Source organism: Streptomyces sp. NPDC058632 (genome assembly GCF_042717095.1).
Classification (GTDB): domain Bacteria; phylum Actinomycetota; class Actinomycetes; order Streptomycetales; family Streptomycetaceae; genus Streptomyces.
Window position 1 is genome coordinate 1 of sequence record NZ_JBHXQZ010000120.1, and the last position, 22,126, is coordinate 22,126.

Below are 22,126 nucleotides of genomic sequence, written 5' to 3' on the forward strand. Positions count from 1 at the left end.
GGCGCGCCCTGGGGTTCCCGGGCGGGGTGGGGGGGGGGGGGGGGGGGGGGGCCGGGCCCCCCCCCCCCCCCGCCCCCTGGCAATCACCTGAGGGGTACTCAGGAAATCAGGTGGCGGCGATCACGTCAGCGGTCGCGGCGGTCTTCGTACTGCGGGTGAGCCCGGACATCGGTCTCCTCCTCGGTTGCCGGCGGGGGGTCGCGCGGGGTGGGGGGTTCCACACGAGGACCGGGCTACCGGCCCCGTGTGCCCGGCGAGCGGCACACCATTACGCTACGAGCCGGAGCGCGAGCCCCCAATGAGGGAACCCCCTACGGGAGTTGCACAGGGAAAACCCTCGGTCCCCAGGGTCACTTCGTGCGGCGCCCCGCCGCCAGACGGACGATGTCCACCCTCGACCGGATGCCGAGTTTCCGGTACACCCGGGTGAGCGTCGCCTCGACCGTCTTGACGCTGATGAACAGCCGGGCGGCGATCTCCCGGTTGGTGGCGCCCTCCATCACCAGCGAGGCGACCTGCCGTTCCATCGAGGCGAGTCCGTCCAGCGCCGCCGAGGTGGCCGCGGGCGCCGTCTCCGGCTCCACCGGACCGGCGGCCACGGCCGCGTCCACCTGCCGCAGCCAGGGCAGCGCGCGGCAGCGCCTGAACAGCCGGGCGGCCTCGTCGTACGGGGCATGACCCGGGGCCGCCCCCGGACGCCGGGCGCGCAGCCGGGCCAGCGCGAACGCGGCCCGCGCCTCCTCCAGCCCGTGCCCCAGCCGCCCCAGCCGCTCCTGCGCGGACGCCAACTGTTCCTGCGCGGCCTCGTGCTCCCCGCGGGCCGCCCGCACCAGCGCCTCCGCGCGGTCCAGTACGGCGAGGACGCCCGCACGGTCCAGCCGCAGCGCGTGCACCCGGGTGAGGTTGATGAGTTCCTGCGCCTCGCCGGGCTCACCGATCCGGACCAGAGCCTCGGCGAGATCGCCGTGCCAGCGGCCCCGCGCCGGGTCGGTGATGCCCATGCCCTGCTCCAGTTCCCGCACCCGGCGCAGCGAGCGGACGGCACCCGCCGCGTCCCCGGCGACCAGCTGGGCGTAGCCGAAGGCGGCCAGGGCGCGCGAGAGGTACATCTGGTCGCCGTCCACCTCGGCGTGGTCCGCGGCCTCCCGCGCCAGTGCCAGTGCCCGCTCCACGTCCCCGCCACAGGCCTCCGCGAGCGAGGCCAGCATCGCCGAGGCGCCCTCCCCGATCCCGGAGTCCCGGGCCAGCCGCAGGCTCTCCCGGGCCAGGTCCAGGGCGCGGCCGCAGTGCCCGGAGCGCAGCTCCGTGTCGGCGAGGAAGCGCAGGAAGTGCACCTCGCTCTCGACCATGCCGCGCCGCCGCGCCTCACGCAGCAGCCCGGTGATGCTCCTACGGGCCTCGGGCAGCTGGTCGCTCATGAGCAGCCAGCGGAATCTGGCCACGCCCGCGCCGTTGTGGTGGCAGGCCACGTAGGGGTCCTGGGGTTCCCTCAGGGCCCGCTTGATGGTGGCCGGGGCGTCCGGGTGGCCCATCAGGGTCTCGGTGGACGACTGGAAGGCCAGCGCCATCAGCTCGGTGCGCCGGTCCGCGCCCCGCGCCGCCAGGTCCACCGCGTGCGCGGCCTCCCGCCGGGCCTTGTCGAAGTCGCCGTCGACCACCAGTTCCCGCCAGGCCAGCTGGTAGTGGACCAGGGCGAGCAGCCGCGGGTCGTCACCCGCGTCGGCCAGTACCTGCGGGAAGACCGCGTCGACCTCGCCGAGCGCCTGCCCGGCCGCCTCGATGACCACCATCCACGCCCGCACCCGCTCCGCGGGCACCGTGGCCCGGGTCAGCACCTCGCGCGCGATGTCCCGGGCGAGATCCGCCTCTCCCGCGATGATGGCGTCCTCGGCGGCCCGCAGCCGCCGTTCGTCCGGGCCCGGCGTGCTGTCGGCCGGGGTGCGGCGGGCGGCCAGCAGCCCCAGCGAGGCGGCGACCGAGGGCGCCCCGCGGTCACGGGCCAGCGCGGCGGCCTCGGCGAGCCGGGCCGCCACCTCCGGATCGGTGCCGGTCGTGGCGAGCGCCAGATGCCGGGCCCGCTCGATGGGGTCGGAGGCCGCCGTGGACAGCGCCGCGTGAGCGGCCCGCCGCTCGTGTGCGGGGGCCTCCGCGTACAGCGCGGCCGAGATCAGCGGATGCGCGAACCGCAGCGCCGGCTCCTCCGGGTCCGTCGCCAGCAGCCCCAGCGCGGCGGCCTGGGCCGTCTCCTCCTCGGCGTGGTCCCGGCCGGCCGCGTGCAGCAACGCCGGCGTCGGGCGGGCACCGGCGCTGGCCACCAGCAGGGTGCGGCGCGCGTCGTCCGACAGCATCTCCAGCCGGCTGAGCACCAGGGCACGCAGCGAGGTCGGCACCGGCAGCGGCTCACCGGGGCGCGGCCGGGCCGGGCTCTCGGCCAGGGCACGGCCCAGTTCGAGCGCGAACAGCGGGTTGCCGTCACTGGTGCGGTGGATGTCACGGACCGTGGTGCGGGACAGACCCGTGTAACCGCGGTGGTCGAGCAGCGCGGACACCTGGGCACGGGAGAACGGGCCGAGCCGCACCACGCGTGTGTCCGGCGGGCAGGCCCGCAGATGACGGTCGTACTCCTGCCCCTCGCCGCCCTCGGCCCGCACCGCGCACAGCATCTGCACGGGCGCGTCACCGAGGCGCCGGGCGGCGAAGCCCAGCAGCTCCGTGCTGGCCGAGTCCAGCCACTGCAGATCGTCCGCGACGACCAGGACGGGCCCCTCGGCGGCCAGCGCCCGCAGCGTGGACAGCACCGCCAGGCGCAGCGCGAGCCCGTCCCGCTGGAGAGTGGACTCGCCGCGGCCGGTGAGCGCCGACTCCAGGGCGGTGCGCTGCGCGGCGGGCAGCGCACCGGAGACCCGCTCGAGGACCAGACCGAACAGATCCGCCAGCGCCAGGAACGGAAGGTGGGATTCGGACTCCGTGGCGGAGCAGCGCAACACCGTGGCCGCTCCGCCCGCGTTTTCCGCAGCAAGTGCCCGCAGCACGGTCGATTTACCTATTCCGGCGGGCCCGTGCAGCAGCACGCTGCCCCCGCGGGCCAGCTGCTCGCGCGCTTCGGCGAACGGCTCCTCCCTGCCGATGACCAGGTCGGGGCGGCACCTGGCAGGATCCCTGAAGTCCCGGCGCACGGTCACCGCTCCCTCCTGTGTCGTGTCCTGGCCAATATTAGGCAATGGGTCGGTTAAATCCGGAGGCACGACGTCGTGAGGGAAATAACAGCGGACGCGCGGATGAAATCCAAAGTCCCGGCACACCGGTCGAAAACCCCGGCCCGCCGGTATTACCGACCTCACCTGAGCACCGCAAACCTACGGCAACCACCCCGCCCCGCGTGCGGAGACCACCGTCTTCGCACGCGGCTCTCGGTGGCCGGCCCCTCGGTGGCAGGCTCGCCGTGGGCGCGGCCGACCCGCCGCGCCGTGGAGCGGCTCGTCGGGCCGGCCGTCACCTGTTCCCCCTTCGCCGCGGCTCCCGAGTGAGCCCCCGCCCCCTTTCGGGGTAGGGAGACCGGCATCACGGACTGGACGACGGGAGAGAGCCGCCCGGCAAGGTCCGGGACCGAGGAGGACGGAGCACCCATGACGACGGCGGAGGACTTCCGATGACCCCCTCACCTCCCAGGATTCCGTCGAGCCCTGCGCCGTCCCCTGCGCCGTCCCCGGCACAGCCTCCGGCGCCCTCCCCGTCGTACAGCCACGGCACGAGCACCACCCCGCTGCTCGGCGACACGATCGGCGCCAACCTCGACCGCGCGATCGCCGCGTACCCGGACCGCGAGGCCCTCGTCGACGTGCCCTCGGGACGGCGCTGGACCTGCGCCGAGTTCGGCGCCGCGGTCGACGAGGTGGCACGCGGGCTGCCGGCGAAGAGGATCACGACGGGCGACCGCGTCGGCATCTGGGCGGTCAACTGTCCCGAGTGGGTTCTCACGCAGTACGCCACCGCCCGCATCGGCGCGATCATGGTGAACATCAACCCGGCCCACCGCGCCCACGAGCTGGAGTACGTCCTGCGGCAGGCCGGCGTCGCCGTGCTGATCGCCTCCCTCGCCCACCAGGGCAGCGACTACCGGGTCCTGGTCGACCAGGTGCGCGGGAGGTGCCCCGAACTGCGGGAGGCCGTGTACATCGGCGACCCGTCCCGGGACGCGCTGACCGAGGCCGCCGCCACCGTGCCGCACGAGCGGCTCGCCGCCGTCGCCGCCGGGCTGAGCTGCGACGACCCGGTCAACATCCAGTACACCTCGGGCACCACCGGCTTCCCCGAGGGCGCCACCCTCTCCCACCACAAACGTGCCAGAACATGTGAACAAGCAGCGCACCCTCACCCGGATCGAAGCAGTGCGCGTACGCCTCGCTGCGCACGTCCATCCATGCGCGGCTGTGTGCACACCGAGCCGTACGCCGGCAGCCCTGTCAAGCGCTCCTGACAGACGGTCAGGACCACTTGTCGGAGGTCGTTCTGGACATGCACACGCGCGGCCACCGGTCCAGCCCGTGCTCGCTCTCCTCGGCGCGGATTTGGCGCAGGCCGGGCGTGAGTGCGGCCTCGGCCAGCGGGCGGAAGCCGAGGCGGGCGTAGTACGGGGCGTTCCACGGGACGTCGGTGAAGGTGGTCAGGGTCACGGAGGTCAGGCCTTGGGCGCGGGCCCGCCCGGCGGCGTGGGCGATCAGGGACCGGCCCACGCCCCGACGGGCGGCGCGCGGGTGCACCGAGACCTGCTCGACGTGCAACGCGTCGTCCACCGGCTCGGCGATCAGATACCCGGCGGGCCGGTCCCGTTCGTCGGCGGCGACCCAGCAGTGGCCCGCCCGCCGGTAGTGGTCGAGGGCGGAGAGGGCGGGAGGCTCGTCGTCGGCGATCTCCGGCATGCCCAGGGCGCGGAAGAGGGCGCCGGCGGCCCGTTCGATGTCCTGGAGGGCGGACAGCTCGTCGGGGGCGGCGGCCCGGATGTGCGTACGCATGCGCAGAGTATCGGACGGCGGGGGCGGGAACGCCCCGGTTTTTCCGACTTCCGGGGAGCGGGTGGCCTCCAGCGCGTCGGCCGGGGCGTTCACCAGCCGCGGGGTGCCGGTGAGGCCGAGCGGGAGCAGAGGACGCCGAGGCTGTCGGCGGGGTCCCGGTCACCGGTCGTCGGGCCATCCAGTCCTTTCCCCCTCTTCCTCCCCCTCCTCCCACGGGACGTGTGCCGTCAGCCGGAACACGCCTTTGGGGCGCCGTTCCACGGCCAGCGTGCCGTTCAGGCCGGACAGGCGCTCCCGCAGTCCCGACAGACCGGTGCCCGCACCGCCTTCGGCATCGGGCGCGCCGTCGTTGTCCATCGTCAGCCGTACCGCGTTCGGGCCCGCCGTACGCAGCGACACGGTGCAGTGCGAGGCGCCCGGCGCGTGGCGGAGCACGTTCGTCGTTCCCTCGCGCACCACCCAGCCGAGTGCGGCCTGGACGTCGACGGGAAGCCGGTGTGCCGGCCCGTCCTCGATGCGGCAGGCGATGTCGGCCGCCTCCAGTACGGAACGGGCTCCGGCGAGTTCGGTGTGCAGGTCGGCGGTGCGGTAGCCGCGTACCACCGAGCGGATCTCCCGCTGCGACTCCTGCGCGATGCGCTGCACCTCCACCATGTGGTCCACCGCCTCCGACCGCCCCCGGTGCGCCAGCCGGACCGCGAGCTCACTCTTCAGCGCCACCACCGCGAGGTTGCGTCCCAGCACGTCGTGCAGGTCGCGGCCGAACCGCAGCCGCTCCTCGGCGACGGCGAGCCGTGCCTGCGTCTGCCGTGCCGCGGCCAGCTCCTCGACCAGGCGCACGCCCCAGCCGGTGGCCCGGACCGCCGTGGCCATGAAGGGCGCCATGACCAGGGTGCCGCCGAGCACGATCGCCAGCCACGTCCCGGAGAGCCCCACCGCCGCACCGCCCGCCGTCATGGACAGGGAGACCGCCGCCACCAGCACCGCTCCCGCCCGACGGGGCAGCGCCAGCGCGGAGGGGCCGGAGTGGAACATCAACAGCCAGAACAGACAGGTCGCCAGGCCCCGTTCGTCGATGCGGCCGGTGGCGTACAGCGCGCACCCCAGGGCGGCCAGGGCCACGGTCACGGCCGTGTACAGCGCGATCAGCAGACCGGGCCGGGGAGCGGTGCCGAGATAGTGGCGAAGGGCGGCGCGGGAGAGCAGCGTCTGGAGCACGACGTGGACCGAGGCCGGCGCGGCCACGGACACCACCGTGGACGTGCCGGCATCCGACTGCGCCACCCAGAGTGCCCACAGCCCGACCTCGAAGACGCCGAAGTAGCAGAGACTGAGAAGCGCGTACCGGCGATAACGGTCGGGGCCGTCCGGCCCGCCGAGCCGTTCCACCCAGTCGTCCACGTTCATGGTCATCGTCACGGTCCCAGTCCCCGGCCCTCTCGTCCTGGGATCCGTTGTACTCAACATCGCGGTCCCGCGAGGCCACCGCTGCCGCACGCGGCGTGCACGACGTCCGCGGCGGCGCGTCCCCGGCGGCTCCGCCGCAGGTCCGCGTGTTCCATGACGAAGTTCATGACCTCCACCCTCCCCGCGGCCCGAAGACAGGGGGAGTGCGGTCTGTCACGGCTTCCCATGACGTCTGTCATACGGACCCGTGACACGCCGCGCCGCCGGTGCCCGGGCCGTGAACACGGCGCTCACGCGGACCGCCGCGGCCGTCGCGGCGTCGGGCACCGCCGTCACGCCCGCCGTGATCACGTCGTAGGACCCGCCCGGCCCCGCACCACCGGCATCCCCCACGTCGCACACCTCGACTCCGAAGAAGATGCCGGAGGGTGGGGCGGACCGGTGTCAGAAGCCGCCTCCGCCGCAACCGCCTCCGCCCCCGCAGTAATGGCTGCCGGTGGGGCCGCCGTAGGTCCCGGAGCCCCGGGAAGGCCGGAGCAAGCTCTTGCCCCGGATCTCGACCCGGGCGGTGAGCCCCGCCCGGAGGGCGAAGCGCGGCACGAACACCCGCAGGCCCTCCTCACCGTGCAGCGCGACGGCGAGCAGCGTGTCGTCCGGGGTGAGGCCGCGCCGGACGGCGGGGAGCGGACGCTGTTCCCGCAGGGCCCGCACCCGGCGGCGGGCGGCGCGGGTCGGCCTGAGCAGGGGACAGGTCAGCAGCCCGGCCTCCGCGAGGCCGACGCGCACCTCGGCCACCGCCCAGCGCACATCGGGGTGGCGGACCAACTCGTCCAAACCGGTGGGTCCGTCGAGGGCGACGCCATGCACCGCGCTCTCCAGGAACAGGGCCCGTTCCATGTTTCCGACGGGCGGGGCGGGAGGGAAGGGCGGGAGGGGCGGCAGCGGTCGTCCCGTGCCACCGGCCTCCGTCGGGCGGGAGGCCCGCACGGTGCCCGGCGGGCCCGCTTCGAGGCCGCCCCGCAGATACAGGGCGACGACGGCGACGGTGACCGCGGCACGCGGGCCGCCGCGGAGCAGCGCGATCTCGTGCGGCGTCCGCCGGGCGTCGGTGCGGTGGGTGCGGTCGTCCATGGCTCCCCCTGAACCGGGGTCCGCCGCCCCCGTGCCGGCGGACCCCCTGTGCGGTTTCTGCCCGGCGGTGGGGGTGCTCGAAGCCTCCGGGGCACGGTTCAGAGGTTCATTTGAGGGTGCCGTAGGGGGGCTACGGCCGCTGCCGTAGCCCCGTAGGGATCAGGCCTCGTGGTGCTCCTCCGACAGGCCCGGCCAGTCCTCGGGACCGCCGCCCTGCCACTCGATGAGGTCGGTTCCCCCGACATCGGTGACTCCCCCAAGCTCTCGAATCAGCTCGAGCAGGGAGGTACCCCCATGGTCTGCGAGCCGCAGGATCTCGCCCACGTCGTCCATGTGCGAGGCGACGCCCAGCGTCTCGTGGCCCGAGGTGACCCGGCGCGAGCCGTCCAGCGCCGGGGAGCGCACCACGATGTGCGGATGTTCCGTCGGACCTGCTGCAGCTGCCGCGTGTGCTGGATCTGCCATGTGTCCAGGCTGCTGCCCACCGGACGGACCCGCACCCCGGACGGGATCGGTGGACCGGACCGGCCGCCCGCGGCGTGCCGGTCCTCGTGGCACGCACCGCCATCGAACCGACGGTCATGCTCGCGGGCCGACTGCTCGGCGGAGACGTGGGTGTCACCACCATCGTGTTCGCCCTGGCCATCGGCCCCTCGGTCGCCTACGCACTGCCGAAACCGACCATGCACACGCCCCGCGCAGAGCAGGGGCGCCGCGGCCGCCTTGACGTCCACGGCATCCAGGGCCGGAGCCGTGTCCATGTCCGGTCGGATGCCACGGAAGCCCGGAGGGAGGTGCGGGCGCGGCTTCTGCCAGGCGCGGACGATGTTCCCTTGGTACGGGGCACGGACCGGCCTGAGTGCCGTCGTGCGGACGCATTCGGTTACGGGAGTTCGACGGCGAGGCTGCCGGGGATGGCTTCGAAGGCTTCGTCGACGCGCTGGGCGAGGGTGGTTCGGCCGCCGTGACCGCGGCGGTTGTCGTAGCCGCGACCGGCGACCCAGTTGCGGGCGCCGCAGCGCCAGGCGCTGAGGGCGAACTCACCGAGCAGCCGGAAGCGGACGTCCTCCCGGCTGTCGATGCCGAGGCGTTCCTCGAGGAGTTCGACGAGGCGCTGCTGCACCTTCATGGACGACAGGATGCTGTGATCACGCAGGACGGGGGTGCCGGCGGCCAGGCGGCGAGTGGCGAGGAAGCGCCGGTCCCAGCCGTCGGGCATGCCGAGGATGGCCGCGGTCAGCGCGGCGCGCAGGGCCCCAAGCGCCGGACCGGCATCGGTGTGCTCGGTGAAGCGGGCGATGTAGGCGTCCCAGAGCTCGCCCTCGGCGGCCATCGCGACGTCCTCCTTGGTGCCGTAGTAACGGAAGAAGGTGCTACGGCCGATCTCCGCGTGTGCGGTGAGTTCCTCCAGGGTCACGCGGTCGAACCCGCGCTCGCTGAACAGGGTCAGTGCGGCGTCGGCGAGGACGCGGTGGGTGCGCTGCTTCTTGCGTTCCCGCAGCGGCAGTGCGATGTCGTCCGAGGGGGAGGGGTGAGTGGGCACGGCCCCAGGCTACTCAAACCGCACTCGGACCTGATAGGTACTGGAGCCATATCGGCACTCATGCCATAGTTGGACTCGGTCTCAGTTTTGGCAGGTGGGGTGGGAGTGGTACCGGCCTGCCCGCCGTGTTCATGTGTGAGGGGGTGGAGGTATGAACCGATGTGTCGTGACACCGCCTCGGATCGCCCGTCCGGATGGCGCATCGCGGCGATCAGGGTCCGGTGCGCGGGGGGACGGATACGTCCGAGTGACCGTCGAAGAGGTCGCCGGGCAGGAGAAGGGGTCGTGACCCGACGGGCAGGCACTCACGGCGTACGAGCAACGGAAGGGCGGCGACGGGCTGGACCGGGCTCTGGCCTGTCGTGGCTCGTACGAGCCGGAGGGCCCGGGAACCGGGCCGGCGGTGCCGGCGCGCTACCGCCCGCACCGTTCCTGGACGAGGCGTCCGCCGTGACGACGGACGTGCCACCGATGCACGGCCCGAGCGCCGCGCACGTGAGGTGCCGGATCAACGGGAACACTCCCGGGCTGCAGCCCTGCGGCCGCCGTCGCCGGCACCTGCACACCGCTCCGGTGGCGGCGTGACGGACACACGGCCGGCAGAACCGGTTCCGGGTGTGGCGGGGGGCGGCCGAGCGGTGCTGGTGGTGCTGCTGCTCGCCTCCACCCTGGGCGTGATGGGTGGGGCCGCCATCGCCCCGGTGATCGAACTGATCCGGCAGAGTCTGAACCTCGGCAGCACCCAGGCGGGCCTGATCCTGACCTGCCACAGCCTGGCCATCGCCGTGGCCAGCCCGCTGGTGGGGCGCCTGACCGACCGGCTGGGGCCACGCCGGCCGCTGGCCGCGGGACTGGCCCTGTACGCGGTGGGCGGGGGAGCGGGGCTGTTCGTCGACTCCTACTCGGTCCTGCTCGCCTTCCGGCTGCTGCTCGGCATCGGCGGGGCAGCGGTGTTCATCTGCTCCACCGTGGCTCTTCTCACCCTGTACCGGGGCAATGCCCGGGACCGGGCGATGGGTTGGCGGACCACCGCCACCACGGCGGGCGGGTTCCTGTACCCGGTGGCGGCCGGGGCGCTGGGCAACCTCTCCTGGCATGCGCCCTTCGCCGTCTACCTCGTCGCTCTCCCCTTGAGCCTCGCCACCCTGCTGGCCCTGCCGTCTGCACCGCCCGGCCGCGCCGAACCGGGCGACGGTTCTGCGTCCGGCACCGGTGCCAAGAGGGGCGCGCTGCAACTGCTGCGCCGGCACCCGAAGCTGACGGCACTGTGCGGACTGTGGGTGGTCACCACCGGGCTGATGATGGTCCTGGCCGTGTTCCTTCCCCGTCGCCTGGACCAACTCGGCATCCACAACACTCTCCTGGTCGCCCTGTACGGCACGGTCATCGCCTCGGCCGCCGCCGGTGCCGTCGGCCTGACCTACGCCAAGCTCACCGCCCGGCTCGGGCATGCCGTCCTGATGCGTATCGCGGCCGGCGCCTGGACGACGGCGTTCCTGGTTTTCGCCTTCGCCGACCACGCCCTGACCCTGCTGCTGGTGCCGGCGCTGACCGGGCTCGGCAACGGCATCGCCATGCCCACCCTGACCGTCCTGGTCGACCACGCGGCCCCGCCCGAACAACGGGGAACGGCCACCTCGTTGCAGGCCACCGCCCTGTTCGGCGGCCAGTTCGGCTCTCCCCTGATCTTCGGTCCGCTGATCGACTCCACATCCATCATGACCGGAGCCCTGATCTCCGCGGCCGGAACCGCAGTCATTCTCATCGCTCTGTTCCGGCTGAAAGACCCGGCTCGCCGATCTGCTGCGGTACGTGCGAGCCGTAGCGGCTGAACGAGGCGGCGGCCCGGACGTCGAGTGCGCGCCTGTTTGCCCTCGGTCACGGCCTCGGCACGGGTGTGCTGATCGGCCGACGCGCCTCGAGGCCACCATGGAGGTGCCGCGCTACCACCTCAACCGGCTGTTCGCTCCCTGGTGAGCCGCAGAGCGTGGCACAGATGCCAGCGTCCGCCGTGGGTGAGGCGCACTCCGGGCGTGCCGGAGAAGATCTCGTGCCCCTTGTCGTGGTCACCGGCCTCGGCAGCCTCCTGGTGCGCCTCGACGCTGGTCCACTCCGTGTACAGCAGCACACGGCTGCCGTCGGTGCTGTGCAGGAAGTGGGCCGAGATCGCGCCGGGGTGTCCGCCCTCCTCCGGCTGGACGGCGAGTACCGCGTCGGTGAAGGAGCGCTGCCGCTCGGGTCCGTCGACGTCGAAAGCGGCGGTGATCAGGCAGCCCGGGACACGAGTCTCGTCTCGCTCGGCAAGGCTGTGGTAGAGCCGGTAGTCAGGCGGGCCGGCCAAGGGTGCGGCGTAGCCACCGTCACGCACGAAGGCGTCATACGTCACGGTGCTCTCCCACTGTGCGAGCGACAGCACGGTCTCGCCGTCCGTGCTCGCGAACCAGCTCACGGCATCGAGACCGTGTGGTGGAGGAGCGCAGTCCACTGCCTGCACTTCGGCGTCGACGGCCGGCTGCTGGCGATCGGGTCCTCCGACATGCCGTGTGCCGATCACGGCGGTGCCGACGCGGGCGAGGTCCGGGAAGCGGTCGGTCGTCAACGCGGTCTCCTCGAAAGGTGATGAGCGGTCGGATCCTGACGATGATGCGGGGGCAGAGGCCAGGGGCGACAACTGTTTTACCGGGCCCGGGGCAGGCGCCGGGCCCGCGGGCGGGAGCTCGTGCCACACCACGCATTCGGCTTCGGCGTAGCGCTCCTCGGGCACCGCCCTCAGCCTCTCGACGGTCTCGGCAAGCGACACCGCGACGATGTCGGTGCCGCGTGGCGCGGTCGGCATCCCGGGTCCGTCCCGGTGTCTGGCTTCCACCGTGTGCCGGCCGAACCGTGTAGCCGATGCCCTGTCGTAGGCGGTCGGCGTGCCGCCGCGCTGGGTGTGCGTGAGAACCATCGGACGGGTCTCCTTGCCGAGTAGCGCTGCAGCTCCGGCGAAAGCCGCCACGCCCTCTTGGCGAACCGCTCTTGGCCGTAGACGTCCTTGCGGTCCGCCCTCGTCGATGTCCGTCGAGTCGACCTGGTATTCGGCTTGGCGCCCTCGGCGATCACCGCATGTTCGACCGTTTCAGAGCGGGTACAGGGGCCAAACCCTCACCCATGCGGGGCAAGTGCCCGGCTCACACTCTTCCCCGACCGCTCGGCCGGCTGCAGGCCAACTCCTTCGAGAGCAGTTCCTTGACGCCCGGCTCGACCACCTCCCGCCGCCCACGACCAGGAACATCTGCGGCCCCTCCGCACCGATGATGTCCCGTGCGTGACTCTCAGTGGAGATGGACGCTCCTGTGTCTCGGCTCACGTAAGAAGAGAGTGTGTTGGCTGTCTCGGGAATCGCAGGCTGCTGATCGGCGCACCTTCTCGTGTCTGTGGTCTTCGGTGCGGCTGAAGGGGTGGGTCGTTCACGGGCACGACCGACGTCAAGGTAAAGCGGCAGTAAAGCTGACTTTTAAGGTGAGTTTCGGTGGGTTGCTCGCTCCGCCGCCGCGAATCGGGGGGCCAAGTCTCGCTGGTGCCTGACGTCGCTGACCGTACCGCGACTGGGTGGGTGAGTTCACGGAGTCGGTTACTGTGGCTCGGCATCTCTCCTGTTACGAGAAGGTAGCCTTGTTCAACGACATCCCCCACGCCGTCACTCCTCGCGTCACTGCTCCAGAGAGGAGCCTGGCCGAGGACGCGGCCCGTTCCTCGATATCGACGTCGGCATCGAAAAGCAGCCGTTCACCGGCCGACGGTGGCACACGTGACGCGTTCTTCGACAACGCGAAGTACTTGCTGATCGTCCTGGTGGCCGTGGGCCACGCGTGGGAGCTCGTCGAGAGCACTCGCGCCACCAAGGCGCTGTACATCCTCGTCTACACCTTCCACATGCCGGCGTTCATCGTCATCTCCGGCTACCTGTCGCGCAGTTTCGCCGGCCGCCCCCGCCAGCTCGGGCGTCTGCTCAGCGGCATCGTGGTGCCCTACGTGGTCTTCGAGACCGCCTACTCCCTGTTCCGGCGCTATGCCGCCGACGAACCCGACTTCGCCATCAGCCTGCTCGACCCCTTCCTGCTGACCTGGTTCCTCGCCGCGCTGTTCATCTGGCGGCTCACCACGCCCCTGTGGCAGCAGCTGCGTCATCCTCTCGCCGTCGCCCTGGCCGTCGCGGTGCTGGCGTCCGTCACCCCCGGCATCGGGGAGGACCTCAACCTGCAGCGGGTCCTGCAGTTCCTCCCGTTCTTCGTGCTCGGCTTGTGCCTGAAGCCCGAGCACTTCCGGCTCCTGGACCGTCGTGCGGTCAGGATGCTGGCGATACCCGTCTTCGCCGGTGCGCTCGCCTTCGCGTACTGGGCGGCCACCCGCATGCGCAACGAGTGGTTCTTCCGCCGCTCCAGCGCGCAGGAGATTGGGGAACCGTGGTGGACCGGCGCGGTCATGACCCTCGCACTGTTCGGCTGCTCCTTGCTGCTGACGGCCGCCTTCCTGGCCTGGGTCCCGCGTCGGCGTACCTGGTTCACGGTGCTCGGCGCCGGCACCATCTGCGGGTACCTGCTCCACGGCTTTTTGACCAAGGGTGCCAAGTACTCGGGCTTCGTCGACGCCCACGCCTGGCTGCACGACCCCGCCGGGAAGATCGTCCTCACCCTCGTCGCGGCCGTCGCCGTCACCCTGATGTGCACCCCGCCGGTACGCCGTGTCCTTCGTCCGGTGACCGAGCCGGACCTGGCCTGGGCCCTTCGCCGGGACCCGGCCGAACGACCGGCCAAGGGCTGAACCGGATTCTCTTGCCGCCGTACGGCAGCCGTGGTCGGCCCGCGCTTACCCGGCCATGATGTCGGGTAAGCACGGAGGAGCCTTCGCCGACTGATCGGAAAGAGGGAACCTTGACCCGAAAGTCCATCTCGCGTGACGGTGGGATTTGTCGGCAAAGGCTCTGCGGCCAGGAGGGCGGACGATCATGGCGGGTGTGGCGACTTGTCCGTCGTGCGGTGAGGCCGAGGACCTGCGCGCCGAAGCAGTGGACGACGACATCAGGATCACCTGTCTGACCTGTCACACGCAGTGGATGCGCGGCGGTGTGCGCTGCGCCTGCTGCGGCGGGCAGGACATCGTCCACCGCCCGCAGGCCATGACCCGGCACTCGCGGGGGACCCAGCTGTCCATCATCGGCTGGCGTGAACTGCCACTGTGCCGCAGCTGCGACGCCGAGGAGCTGGAGACCTCCGTCTCCCAGAACATCCCTGTGCCCAGTGACTACGTCGCCGCCTGTCTCGGTGCCGCCCAGGAGCCGGCGGTGGCTGCCGCGCCGTCGGCGGATTCGCCGGTTCCTGCGCCCGCCCGGAAGCCCGGTCCCGCTGCCGCAGCCGAAACCGCCGGAGTCGCGCAGAGACCACCTGTGCCGCGCACCCCGGTACGCCTGCGACAGGCCCGGCCGAAGGCCGCGCCGTCGCCGTCACCGTTCATGGTGCCCACCGTCCGGCAGGCCATCGCCGCTTTCATGAGTGAGTCCTCCGATCAGGCCGATGCCACCGCAATGCTGTTGCTGGGCACCCATCTCGGCTCCCACAACCGGCTGACCGTGCTGGAGGAGGACAGTGCCGCCGAACGGCTTGCCGAATGGGGCCTGGACACTGGAGTGACGGAGGTGATCGCGCCCAGTGATGCCTGAGCACCGTCTGCCGCGCCGTCGGCTTCTGGGGTGCCCGCGGCTGGCTCGCCTCCGACCCGGCCGCCGCCCTCCGCTGAACAGCGCCACCGACGGAAGCGGCCCCAGGCCATGAAGCATGGAGGAACTGCCCGGGGCTGCCGCGTCGCGAAGACCTGTTTCCGGGTGCCCGTACCCCCGGTGAGGCTGCGGACCGCATTCCGACGCCGTCCGCCCGGGGCGCCGTCGTGCACCTCGTCGGCACTCTGCCGACCGCGCCCCACGCCGAACACCGTTGCGCGGCCGGACCGCGTCGAGGGGCGCGATCCGTGGAGGACCACGCCCCTCGACCCGGGCCAGAACCGAAGCGGGTCAGGCGCCCGAATGGGCATCCGTCTGCAGGTGGCGGCGCAGGGTGGAGGCGAAGTCCTCGGCCATTTCCAGCCGGGCCCGCAGGGTCTCGCAGCGTGCCTCGGCCACCTTGCGGTAGGAGTCCAGCCGCTCCCGCAGGCGCTCGAGCTCCCCGTCCGCGGGCGGGTCGTCGGTGGCGGCGAGCCGGTCGGTGATCTCCAGCAGGTCCCGCATCTCCTCCAGGGAGAAGTCCAGCGGCTTCATCCGGCGGATCACCATCAGCCGCGCCACGTCGGCCTCCGCGTACAGGCGGAAGCCGCCCTTGCTGCGCGCCGAAGGAATGACCAGGCCCACTTCCTCGTAGTGCCGGATGGTGCGCAGCGACAGACCGGTCCGCTCGGCCACCTCGCCGATCTGCATGTGCCGCTCGCTCATCGCCGCACCTTCTCCTTCACATCTCCGCCTGTTTAAGAAATCGTCAAGCTCTTGAGTCTACGTGAGAACAATCACAGGATTTTGGAGGCTATTTACCTGCTTTTCACAAGTCGACAAACCGTACTCTGCCCTTACGTTGGGGTACAGTTTCCTCTGTGCTCGCCCCCGCCGTCCAGCGCGCGGCAGGGGCGCAACCGCCGTAGCGAGGCCCCGTCCGGGCCCGGACGGCACCCGAAGACTTCCGGGCAATGATGCCCGACCGGCAACCGTGGGGTTGCCGCCCTGTCCGGCACGGCCCCCGCCGAGGCGGCCGGGCCGCCGGAGAGTCCGCACCTTGTGGAATCGGTACGACGCGCGCGCGTCCAGCGGCATGAACGTGTGCGCCCGAACAGAAACGGTTGCATGTCCTCACCGCTGTCCGCGGCCCCCAAGCTGCGCATGTCCAAGCCCGACTGGCTGGCCTCCCCGAAGATCCTCCGTACCGAGGTGCTGGCCGGGCTGGTTGTGGCCCTGGCCCTGATCCCGGAGGCCATCTCCTTCTCGATCATCGCCGGTGTCGACCCCAGCGTCGGCCTGTTCGCCTCGTTCACCATGGCGGTCGTCATCTCCGTCGTGGGTGGCCGCAAGGCGATGATCTCCGCCGCCACCGGCGCGATCGCCCTGGTCATCGCCCCGCTCAACCACGATTACGGCCTCGGCTACCTGATCGCCGCCGTCATCCTCGCCGGTGTCTTCCAGATGATCCTGGGCGCACTCGGCGTGGCCAAGCTCATGCGCTTCGTGCCCCGCTCGGTGATGGTCGGCTTCGTCAACTCGCTCGCCGTCCTGATCTTCATGGCCCAGGTACCGGAGATGCGCGACGTCCCCTGGGCGGTCTACCCGCTCATCACCGCGGGTCTGGCCCTGATGGTGTTCTTCCCGAAGGTCACCAAGGTGATCCCGGCGCCGCTGGTCTCCATCGTCGTGCTGACCGTCATCACCGTCGCCGCCGGCATCGCGGTCCCCTCGGTCGGCGACAAGGGCGAACTGCCGTCCTCCCTGCCCGTCCCGGGCCTGCCGGACGTCCCCTTCACCATGGACACCCTCACCATCATCGCCCCCTACGCCCTCGCCATGGCGCTGGTGGGCCTGATGGAGTCGCTGATGACGGCCAAGCTGGTCGACGACATCACCGACACCCACTCGGGCAAGACCCGTGAGTCCATCGGTCAGGGCGTCGCCAACATCGTCACCGGCTTCTTCGGCGGCATGGGCGGATGCGCGATGATCGGCCAGACGATGATCAACGTACGGGTCTCCGGCGCCCGCACCCGCCTGTCCACCTTCCTCGCGGGCGCGTTCCTGATGGTGCTGTGCATCGTCTTCGGGCCGGTCGTCTCCGACATCCCCATGGCCGCCCTCGTCGCCGTCATGATCATGGTGTCGGTCGCCACCTTCGACTGGCACTCCATCCGGCCCAGGACACTCAAGCGCATGCCGCTGGGCGAGACCGTCGTCATGGTGACCACGGTGGTCGTCGTGGTCACCACCCACAACCTCGCCATCGGCGTCGTCGTCGGCACCATCGCCGCGATGATCATCTTCGCCAAGCGGGTGGCGCACCTGGCCAACGTCTCCGGGGTGGTCGACCCCGACGGCAAGCAGGTCGTCTACTCGGTCACCGGCGAACTGTTCTTCGCCTCCTCCAACGACCTCGTCTACCAGTTCGACTACAAGGACGACCCGGACGACGTGGTGATCGACCTGTCGGGCACCCACGTCTGGGACGCCTCCTCCGTCGCGGCCCTGGACGCCATCGAGACCAAGTACGCCCAGCGCGGCAAGAAGGTCACCATCGTCGGCCTCAACGAACCCAGCGCCGACATGCACCAGCGCCTCGCCGGACAACTCACCGGTGGCCACTGACAGACAGACAGACAGACAGACAGACAGACCGGCCGCCCTGCCTGCGCTGATCACGGAGCGGCAAGGCGGGCGGCCTTCGGCATGCGTACCGGGGCGTCTGCTCATACCGGCCCGACGAGCTCGCGGGCGGCCCGCCGTCTCCGGACGGAAGGGACGCCCGACGGGGAGAGCGACCCGGGCGGCCCGTGGATCCCCTTTAGCGCGCGCCTGTTTTCGCGCCGGCCACATAGACGGTGTTGGCCGACGTACCGCCCTGCAGGGGGTTGGTGAACTCGACGACGTGGGCCGTCGACTCGGCGAAGACCTCGTGGAGCGCGGAGATGAACTGCTCGTCGGGCGGATCGTTCGACCACAGGGCGAAGACGCCGTCGGGGCGGAGATGCCCGGCGAGAGCACGGAGCCCGGACGGCTGGTAGAGCGCGGCGTGGCGCGGGTGGAGCACATCGCGCGGGGAGTGGTCGACGTCCAGCAGGATGGCGTGGAACCGGAGGTCCGGTTCCTTCGGGTCCAGTCCGCTGGTGTCGGCGGCCATCGCGAAGAAGTCGCCGTGGACCAGGCGGCAGCGGGAATCCGACACCAGCCCGGTCCCGAGGGGGACCAGGCCCCGCTGGTGCCAGTCGATGACCTCCGCGAGTGCGTCGATCACCGTGAGCCTGCGGACCCGGGGGTCGTCCAGCGTCGCCCGGGCGGTGTATCCGAGCCCCAGTCCGCCGACGACGACGTCCAGTTCGGTGTTCGGCAGCTTCGCCAGACCCAGCTCCGCCAGCGCGATCTCGCCGGCGGTGAAGAGGCTGGACATCAAGAACTCGTCGCCGAGCTTGACCTCGTACACCTCCTCGCCCGAGACCGGATGACGGCGCCGTCGCAGACTGATCTCACCGATCGGTGTCTCCCGCCAGTCGAGCTCCTCGAAGCGCGGACTCATCCGTCCACCTTTCCGATGTCCGTTGGGCACCGAGGGCAGTGCCGCTGAGATGGTGCCTGGCAGCCCCCGCCCGAGGGTGAGGCGGGGGCCACCGTGTCAGGCGTCGATGATGACGGGGATGACGAGGGGCTTGCGGCGGTGGGTGCGGAACGCCCAGTTGGCCACGGCGCGGGCGACGAGCTGTTCGAGCTGGTGGGCGTCGCCGACGCCCTCCTGGGCGGCGGTGGCCAGCGTCTTCTCGATGACGGGGATCACGGGTTCGAAGGTGGTGTCGTCATGGACGAAGCCGCGGGCCAGGAAGTCGGGTGCCTCGGCCAGCGCACCGGTGTCGGCGTCGACGATGGCCACGACGGTGACGACGCCTTCCTCGGCCAGGGTGAGGCGGTCCTTGAGGGATGCCTCGGTGGCGCCGCCGACCTCCATGCCGTCCACGTAGACGTTGCCCGCGGGCACCTTGCCGGTGATGGACGCGCGCCCGTCGACGAGGTCGACGACGACCCCGTCCTCGGCGATGACGACCCGCTCGGGGGCGATGCCGGTGCGGATGGCGAGGTCGGCGTTGGCCCGCAGGTGGCGCCACTCGCCGTGGACGGGCATGACGTTGCGGGGCTTGACGATGTTGTAGCAGTAGACGAGTTCGCCGGCGCTGGCGTGCCCGGAGACGTGCACCTTGGCGTTGCCCTTGTGGACGACGTGGGCGCCCCACCGGGTCAGCCCGTTGATCACCCGGTAGATGGCGTTCTCGTTGCCGGGGATCAGGGAGCTGGCGAGCAGGACGGTGTCGCCCTCGCCGACGCGGATCTGGTGGTCGCGGTTGGCCATCCGCGACAGGGCGGCCATCGGTTCGCCCTGCGATCCCGTGCATACCAGGGTGATGCGGTGGTCGGGGAGCTTCTCCAGTTCCTTCGTGCTCACGACCAGGCCGGAGGGGACCTTCAGATAGCCCAGCTCGCGGGCGATGCCCATGTTGCGGACCATGGAGCGGCCCACGAAGGCCACCTTGCGGCCGTGCTGGTGGGCGGCGTCCAGGACCTGCTGGATGCGGTGCACGTGGCTGGCGAAGCTGGAGACGATGACCCGCCGGGGCGCGGTGCGCATCACCTGCTCGATGGCGGGGTTCAGTTCCCGCTCGGAGGTGGTGAAGCCGGGCACTTCGGCGTTGGTGGAGTCGGTGAGGAAGAGATCGACGCCCTCCTCGCCCAGGCGGGCGAAGGCGCGCAGGTCGGTGATGCGGTCGTCGAGGGGGAACTGGTCCATCTTGAAGTCGCCGGTGTGCAGCACCATGCCGGCTCCGGTACGGATCGCCACGGCGAGCCCGTCCGGGATGGAGTGGTTGACCGCGACGAACTCGCAGTCGAAGGGGCCGAAGCCGCGCCGGTCGCCCTCCTTGACCCGTACCGTCCGCGGCCGGATGCCGTGCTCCTTGAGCTTGGCCTCCAGGAACGCCAGTGTCAGCTTCGAGCCGACGACGGGAATGTCGGAGCGCTCGCGCAGCAGATAGGGCACGCCTCCGATGTGATCCTCGTGTCCGTGGGTCAGGACGACGGCCGCGATGTCGTCCAGGCGGTCCCTGATCGAGGTGAAGTCGGGAAGGATCACGTCCACCCCTGGCTGCGTCTCCTCGGGGAACAGGACCCCGCAGTCCACGATGAGCAGCTTGCCGGCGTGCTCGAATACGGTCATGTTGCGGCCGATTTCGCCCAGGCCGCCCAAGGCGGTGACCCGCAGCCCTCCTTCGGGCAGGGGAGGGGCGGCTTTGAGTTCGGGGTGCGGATGGCTCATATTCTGACGTTAGCGGAGCGTCTGCCGAGGCGGTTCCCCGCCTGCCCCGTGGAGCGCGAAACCAGGCGCGCGGAGCACGTCCGGGGAGGGCGATGACCGGGGCGTCGTCTGCGCCCGGTCCGAAGTATACGGCGCTGCGCCTCGGGGCTGTCCTCGTGCAGGGATTAGTAACCTAACTTAACGTTAGAGTAGGTTACTGGTTCAGTGAGAGAGTGGGTACGCGAGGCGCGGCGGCGCGGTGTATGCGGCCGCTGGGCTTCTGCCCGGAGGACGTACGGGCTGCTCTGGAACCGCCGGAGGGCTTTCCGCCGACGGTTCGCCCTTGCCGGGCAGTGACAGCGAAGCACACGAGAAACTGGTGACACGGTTGCGCAAGTACTGGGTCGAAGCCGATGCGCGGTGTGAGGACCTGCGTCGGCAGTCGGGGCAGGCGGAGGAATCCGCCCGTTTCCCGCACGGGTCCCCGGCCCGGCCTGCGGAGGCCGCGGCGGACGCGGAGGCGGTGCGATGAGTTCCCCCCAGGACTTGGCGGCTTCCGAGGCGGCCCGGCGGCGGACGTTCGCGGTGATCAGTCACCCGGACGCGGGCAAGTCCACGCTGACCGAGGCCCTCGCCCTGCACGCGCAGGCCATCACCGAGGCGGGCGCGGTGCACGGCAAGGCCGGGCGGCGCGGGGTGGCGTCGGACTGGATGGAGATCGAGAAGGCCCGCGGGATCTCGGTGACCTCGGCGGTGCTGCAGTTCGCGCACCGCGGGTGTGTGCTGAATCTGCTGGACACTCCCGGTCACGCGGACTTCTCCGAGGACACCTACCGGGTGCTGGCGGCGGTGGACTGCGCGGTGATGCTCGTGGACGCGGCCAAGGGCCTGGAGGAGCAGACCCGCAAGCTGTTCGACGTCTGCCGGCACCGCGGTATTCCGGTGATCACGTTCATCAACAAGTGGGACCGCCCCGGACGCGACGCCCTGGAACTTCTCGACGAGATCGAGCGTGAGTTCCGTCTCAGGCCCACCCCCGTCACCTGGCCGGTCGGCGACGCCGGACACCTGCGCGGGCTGATCGACGTACGCGAGCCGGGGCGGATGCTGCGCTACACCCGTACGCCCGGCGGCGCGCACGAAGCGACCGAGGAAGCCGTCCCGGCCACTCAGGCCGCCCTGGAAGAGGGCGCGGACTGGGGCGAGGCGCTCGAGGAACTGGACCTCCTGCAGGCCGACGGCGCCGTCCACGACCCGGAGGCGTTCCTGGCGGGCCGGACCACGCCGGTGTTCTTCGGTGCCGCGGTCTCCAACATCGGGGTGCGGCTGCTGCTGGACGCCGTCGTCGACCTCGCCCCGCCGCCCGGCCCGCGCGAGCTGGAGGGCGGGGGGACCCGGCCGGTGGACGCGCCGTTCTCAGGGCTCGTGTTCAAGGTGCAGGCCAACATGGACCCCGCGCACCGTGACCGGATCGCGTTCATGCGGGTCTGCTCGGGCATCTTCGAACGGGGCATGACCGTCACCCGTGCCGTCTCCGGCAAGCCGTTCGCCACCAAGTACGCGCACAGCGTCTTCGGCCAGGACCGCTCCATGGTCGACATCGCCTACCCCGGCGACGTGGTCGGCCTGGGCAACGCCGCCGCCCTGCGCGTCGGCGACACCCTCCACACCGGCCGGCCGGCCGTGTTCCCGCCGATGCCGACCTTCGCGCCCGAGCACTTCGCGGTGGTCCGACCGGTCGACCTGTCCCGCTCCAAGCAGTTCCGGCGCGGCATCGCGCAGCTGGACGAGGAGGGCGTGGTCCAGGTCCTGGCCTCCGACCTGCGCGGCGACCAGGCGCCCGTGCTCGCGGCCGTGGGCCCCATGCAGTTCGACGTCGTCACCACGCGCATGGCCGGCGAGTTCTCCGCCGCCGTGAGACTGGAGATGCTGCCCTACCACCTGGCCCGGGCCACCGACGCCGCCGGCGCCGAGGCACTCAA

Annotated in this window: 16 protein-coding genes and 1 pseudogene; 6 read left to right on the forward strand and 11 right to left on the reverse strand. The window is 71.4% G+C overall.

Features of this window, described 5'->3' with window-relative positions; all coding sequences use genetic code 11:
- Window positions 1–350: 350 nt before the first annotated feature.
- Window positions 351–3,182 (reverse strand): AAA family ATPase, encoded by a 2,832-nt coding sequence (locus tag ACFWVE_RS31385; protein ID WP_384021415.1) that lies wholly within the window; start codon window positions 3,180–3,182, stop codon window positions 351–353.
- 467 nt (window positions 3,183–3,649) lie between these two features.
- Here ACFWVE_RS31385 and ACFWVE_RS31390 point away from each other — a divergent pair, with 467 nt between their 5' ends.
- Entirely contained in the window at window positions 3,650–4,477 is an 828-nt protein-coding gene (locus ACFWVE_RS31390) for an AMP-binding protein (RefSeq protein WP_384021417.1), read from the forward strand.
- A gap of 7 nt (window positions 4,478–4,484) precedes the next feature.
- Here ACFWVE_RS31390 and ACFWVE_RS31395 read toward each other — a convergent pair whose 3' ends face one another.
- The 5 genes from ACFWVE_RS31395 to ACFWVE_RS31415 all read right to left on the reverse strand — a co-directional run bounded on the left by ACFWVE_RS31395 (window position 4,485) and on the right by ACFWVE_RS31415 (window position 9,093).
- Complete coding sequence (locus ACFWVE_RS31395; protein WP_384021420.1) at window positions 4,485–5,012, reverse strand: GNAT family N-acetyltransferase; 528 nt, start codon at window positions 5,010–5,012, stop codon at window positions 4,485–4,487.
- 159 nt (window positions 5,013–5,171) lie between these two features.
- A complete protein-coding gene (locus tag ACFWVE_RS31400) occupies window positions 5,172–6,425 on the reverse strand; it encodes a sensor histidine kinase (protein ID WP_384021453.1) in 1,254 nt (417 codons plus the stop codon).
- Between the two features lie 438 nt (window positions 6,426–6,863).
- Entirely contained in the window at window positions 6,864–7,550 is a 687-nt protein-coding gene (locus tag ACFWVE_RS31405; RefSeq protein WP_384021423.1) for a TIGR04222 domain-containing membrane protein, read from the reverse strand.
- 159 nt (window positions 7,551–7,709) lie between these two features.
- On the reverse strand, window positions 7,710–8,015 hold the full coding sequence (locus ACFWVE_RS31410; protein WP_384021425.1) for a hypothetical protein: 306 nt from the start codon (window positions 8,013–8,015) through the stop codon (window positions 7,710–7,712).
- 418 nt (window positions 8,016–8,433) lie between these two features.
- A complete protein-coding gene (locus tag ACFWVE_RS31415) occupies window positions 8,434–9,093 on the reverse strand; it encodes a TetR/AcrR family transcriptional regulator (protein ID WP_384021428.1) in 660 nt (219 codons plus the stop codon).
- 581 nt (window positions 9,094–9,674) lie between these two features.
- On the opposite strand from ACFWVE_RS31415, the gene ACFWVE_RS31420 reads away from it, so the two are divergent.
- Window positions 9,675–10,925 (forward strand): MFS transporter, encoded by a 1,251-nt coding sequence (locus ACFWVE_RS31420; protein WP_384021430.1) that lies wholly within the window; start codon window positions 9,675–9,677, stop codon window positions 10,923–10,925.
- Between the two features lie 119 nt (window positions 10,926–11,044).
- Here ACFWVE_RS31420 and ACFWVE_RS31425 read toward each other — a convergent pair whose 3' ends face one another.
- Window positions 11,045–11,692, reverse strand: coding sequence for an antibiotic biosynthesis monooxygenase family protein (locus ACFWVE_RS31425; protein WP_384021456.1), 648 nt, complete (start codon window positions 11,690–11,692; stop codon window positions 11,045–11,047).
- Between the two features lie 126 nt (window positions 11,693–11,818).
- A pseudogene (locus ACFWVE_RS31430) lies at window positions 11,819–12,195 on the reverse strand (6-phosphofructokinase); the annotation flags it as partial.
- A gap of 552 nt (window positions 12,196–12,747) precedes the next feature.
- On the opposite strand from ACFWVE_RS31430, the gene ACFWVE_RS31435 reads away from it, so the two are divergent.
- Together ACFWVE_RS31435 and ACFWVE_RS31440 are read left to right on the forward strand one after the other, a co-directional pair.
- Window positions 12,748–13,896, forward strand: a complete 1,149-nt coding sequence (locus ACFWVE_RS31435; RefSeq protein WP_384021432.1) for an acyltransferase family protein — start codon at window positions 12,748–12,750, stop codon at window positions 13,894–13,896.
- Between the two features lie 184 nt (window positions 13,897–14,080).
- Window positions 14,081–14,791, forward strand: coding sequence for a hypothetical protein (locus ACFWVE_RS31440; RefSeq protein ID WP_384021435.1), 711 nt, complete (start codon window positions 14,081–14,083; stop codon window positions 14,789–14,791).
- 348 nt (window positions 14,792–15,139) lie between these two features.
- Here ACFWVE_RS31440 and ACFWVE_RS31445 read toward each other — a convergent pair whose 3' ends face one another.
- The gene (locus ACFWVE_RS31445) at window positions 15,140–15,553 is read right to left on the reverse strand and encodes a MerR family transcriptional regulator (RefSeq protein WP_384021438.1); all 414 of its coding nucleotides are present in this window, start codon (window positions 15,551–15,553) and stop codon (window positions 15,140–15,142) included.
- 402 nt (window positions 15,554–15,955) lie between these two features.
- Here ACFWVE_RS31445 and ACFWVE_RS31450 point away from each other — a divergent pair, with 402 nt between their 5' ends.
- A complete protein-coding gene (locus tag ACFWVE_RS31450; RefSeq protein WP_384021441.1) occupies window positions 15,956–17,458 on the forward strand; it encodes a SulP family inorganic anion transporter in 1,503 nt (500 codons plus the stop codon).
- Window positions 17,459–17,654: 196 nt separating this feature from the next.
- Here ACFWVE_RS31450 and ACFWVE_RS31455 read toward each other — a convergent pair whose 3' ends face one another.
- Window positions 17,655–18,383, reverse strand: coding sequence for a spermidine synthase (locus ACFWVE_RS31455; RefSeq protein WP_384021444.1), 729 nt, complete (start codon window positions 18,381–18,383; stop codon window positions 17,655–17,657).
- Window positions 18,384–18,479: 96 nt separating this feature from the next.
- Window positions 18,480–20,165, reverse strand: coding sequence for a ribonuclease J (locus ACFWVE_RS31460; RefSeq protein WP_384021447.1), 1,686 nt, complete (start codon window positions 20,163–20,165; stop codon window positions 18,480–18,482).
- A gap of 507 nt (window positions 20,166–20,672) precedes the next feature.
- Between ACFWVE_RS31460 and ACFWVE_RS31465 the strand changes: the two genes are divergently transcribed.
- Window positions 20,673–22,126, forward strand: a 1,454-nt coding sequence (locus ACFWVE_RS31465) for a peptide chain release factor 3 (RefSeq protein ID WP_384021450.1), incomplete at its 3' end; no start/stop codon positions are given.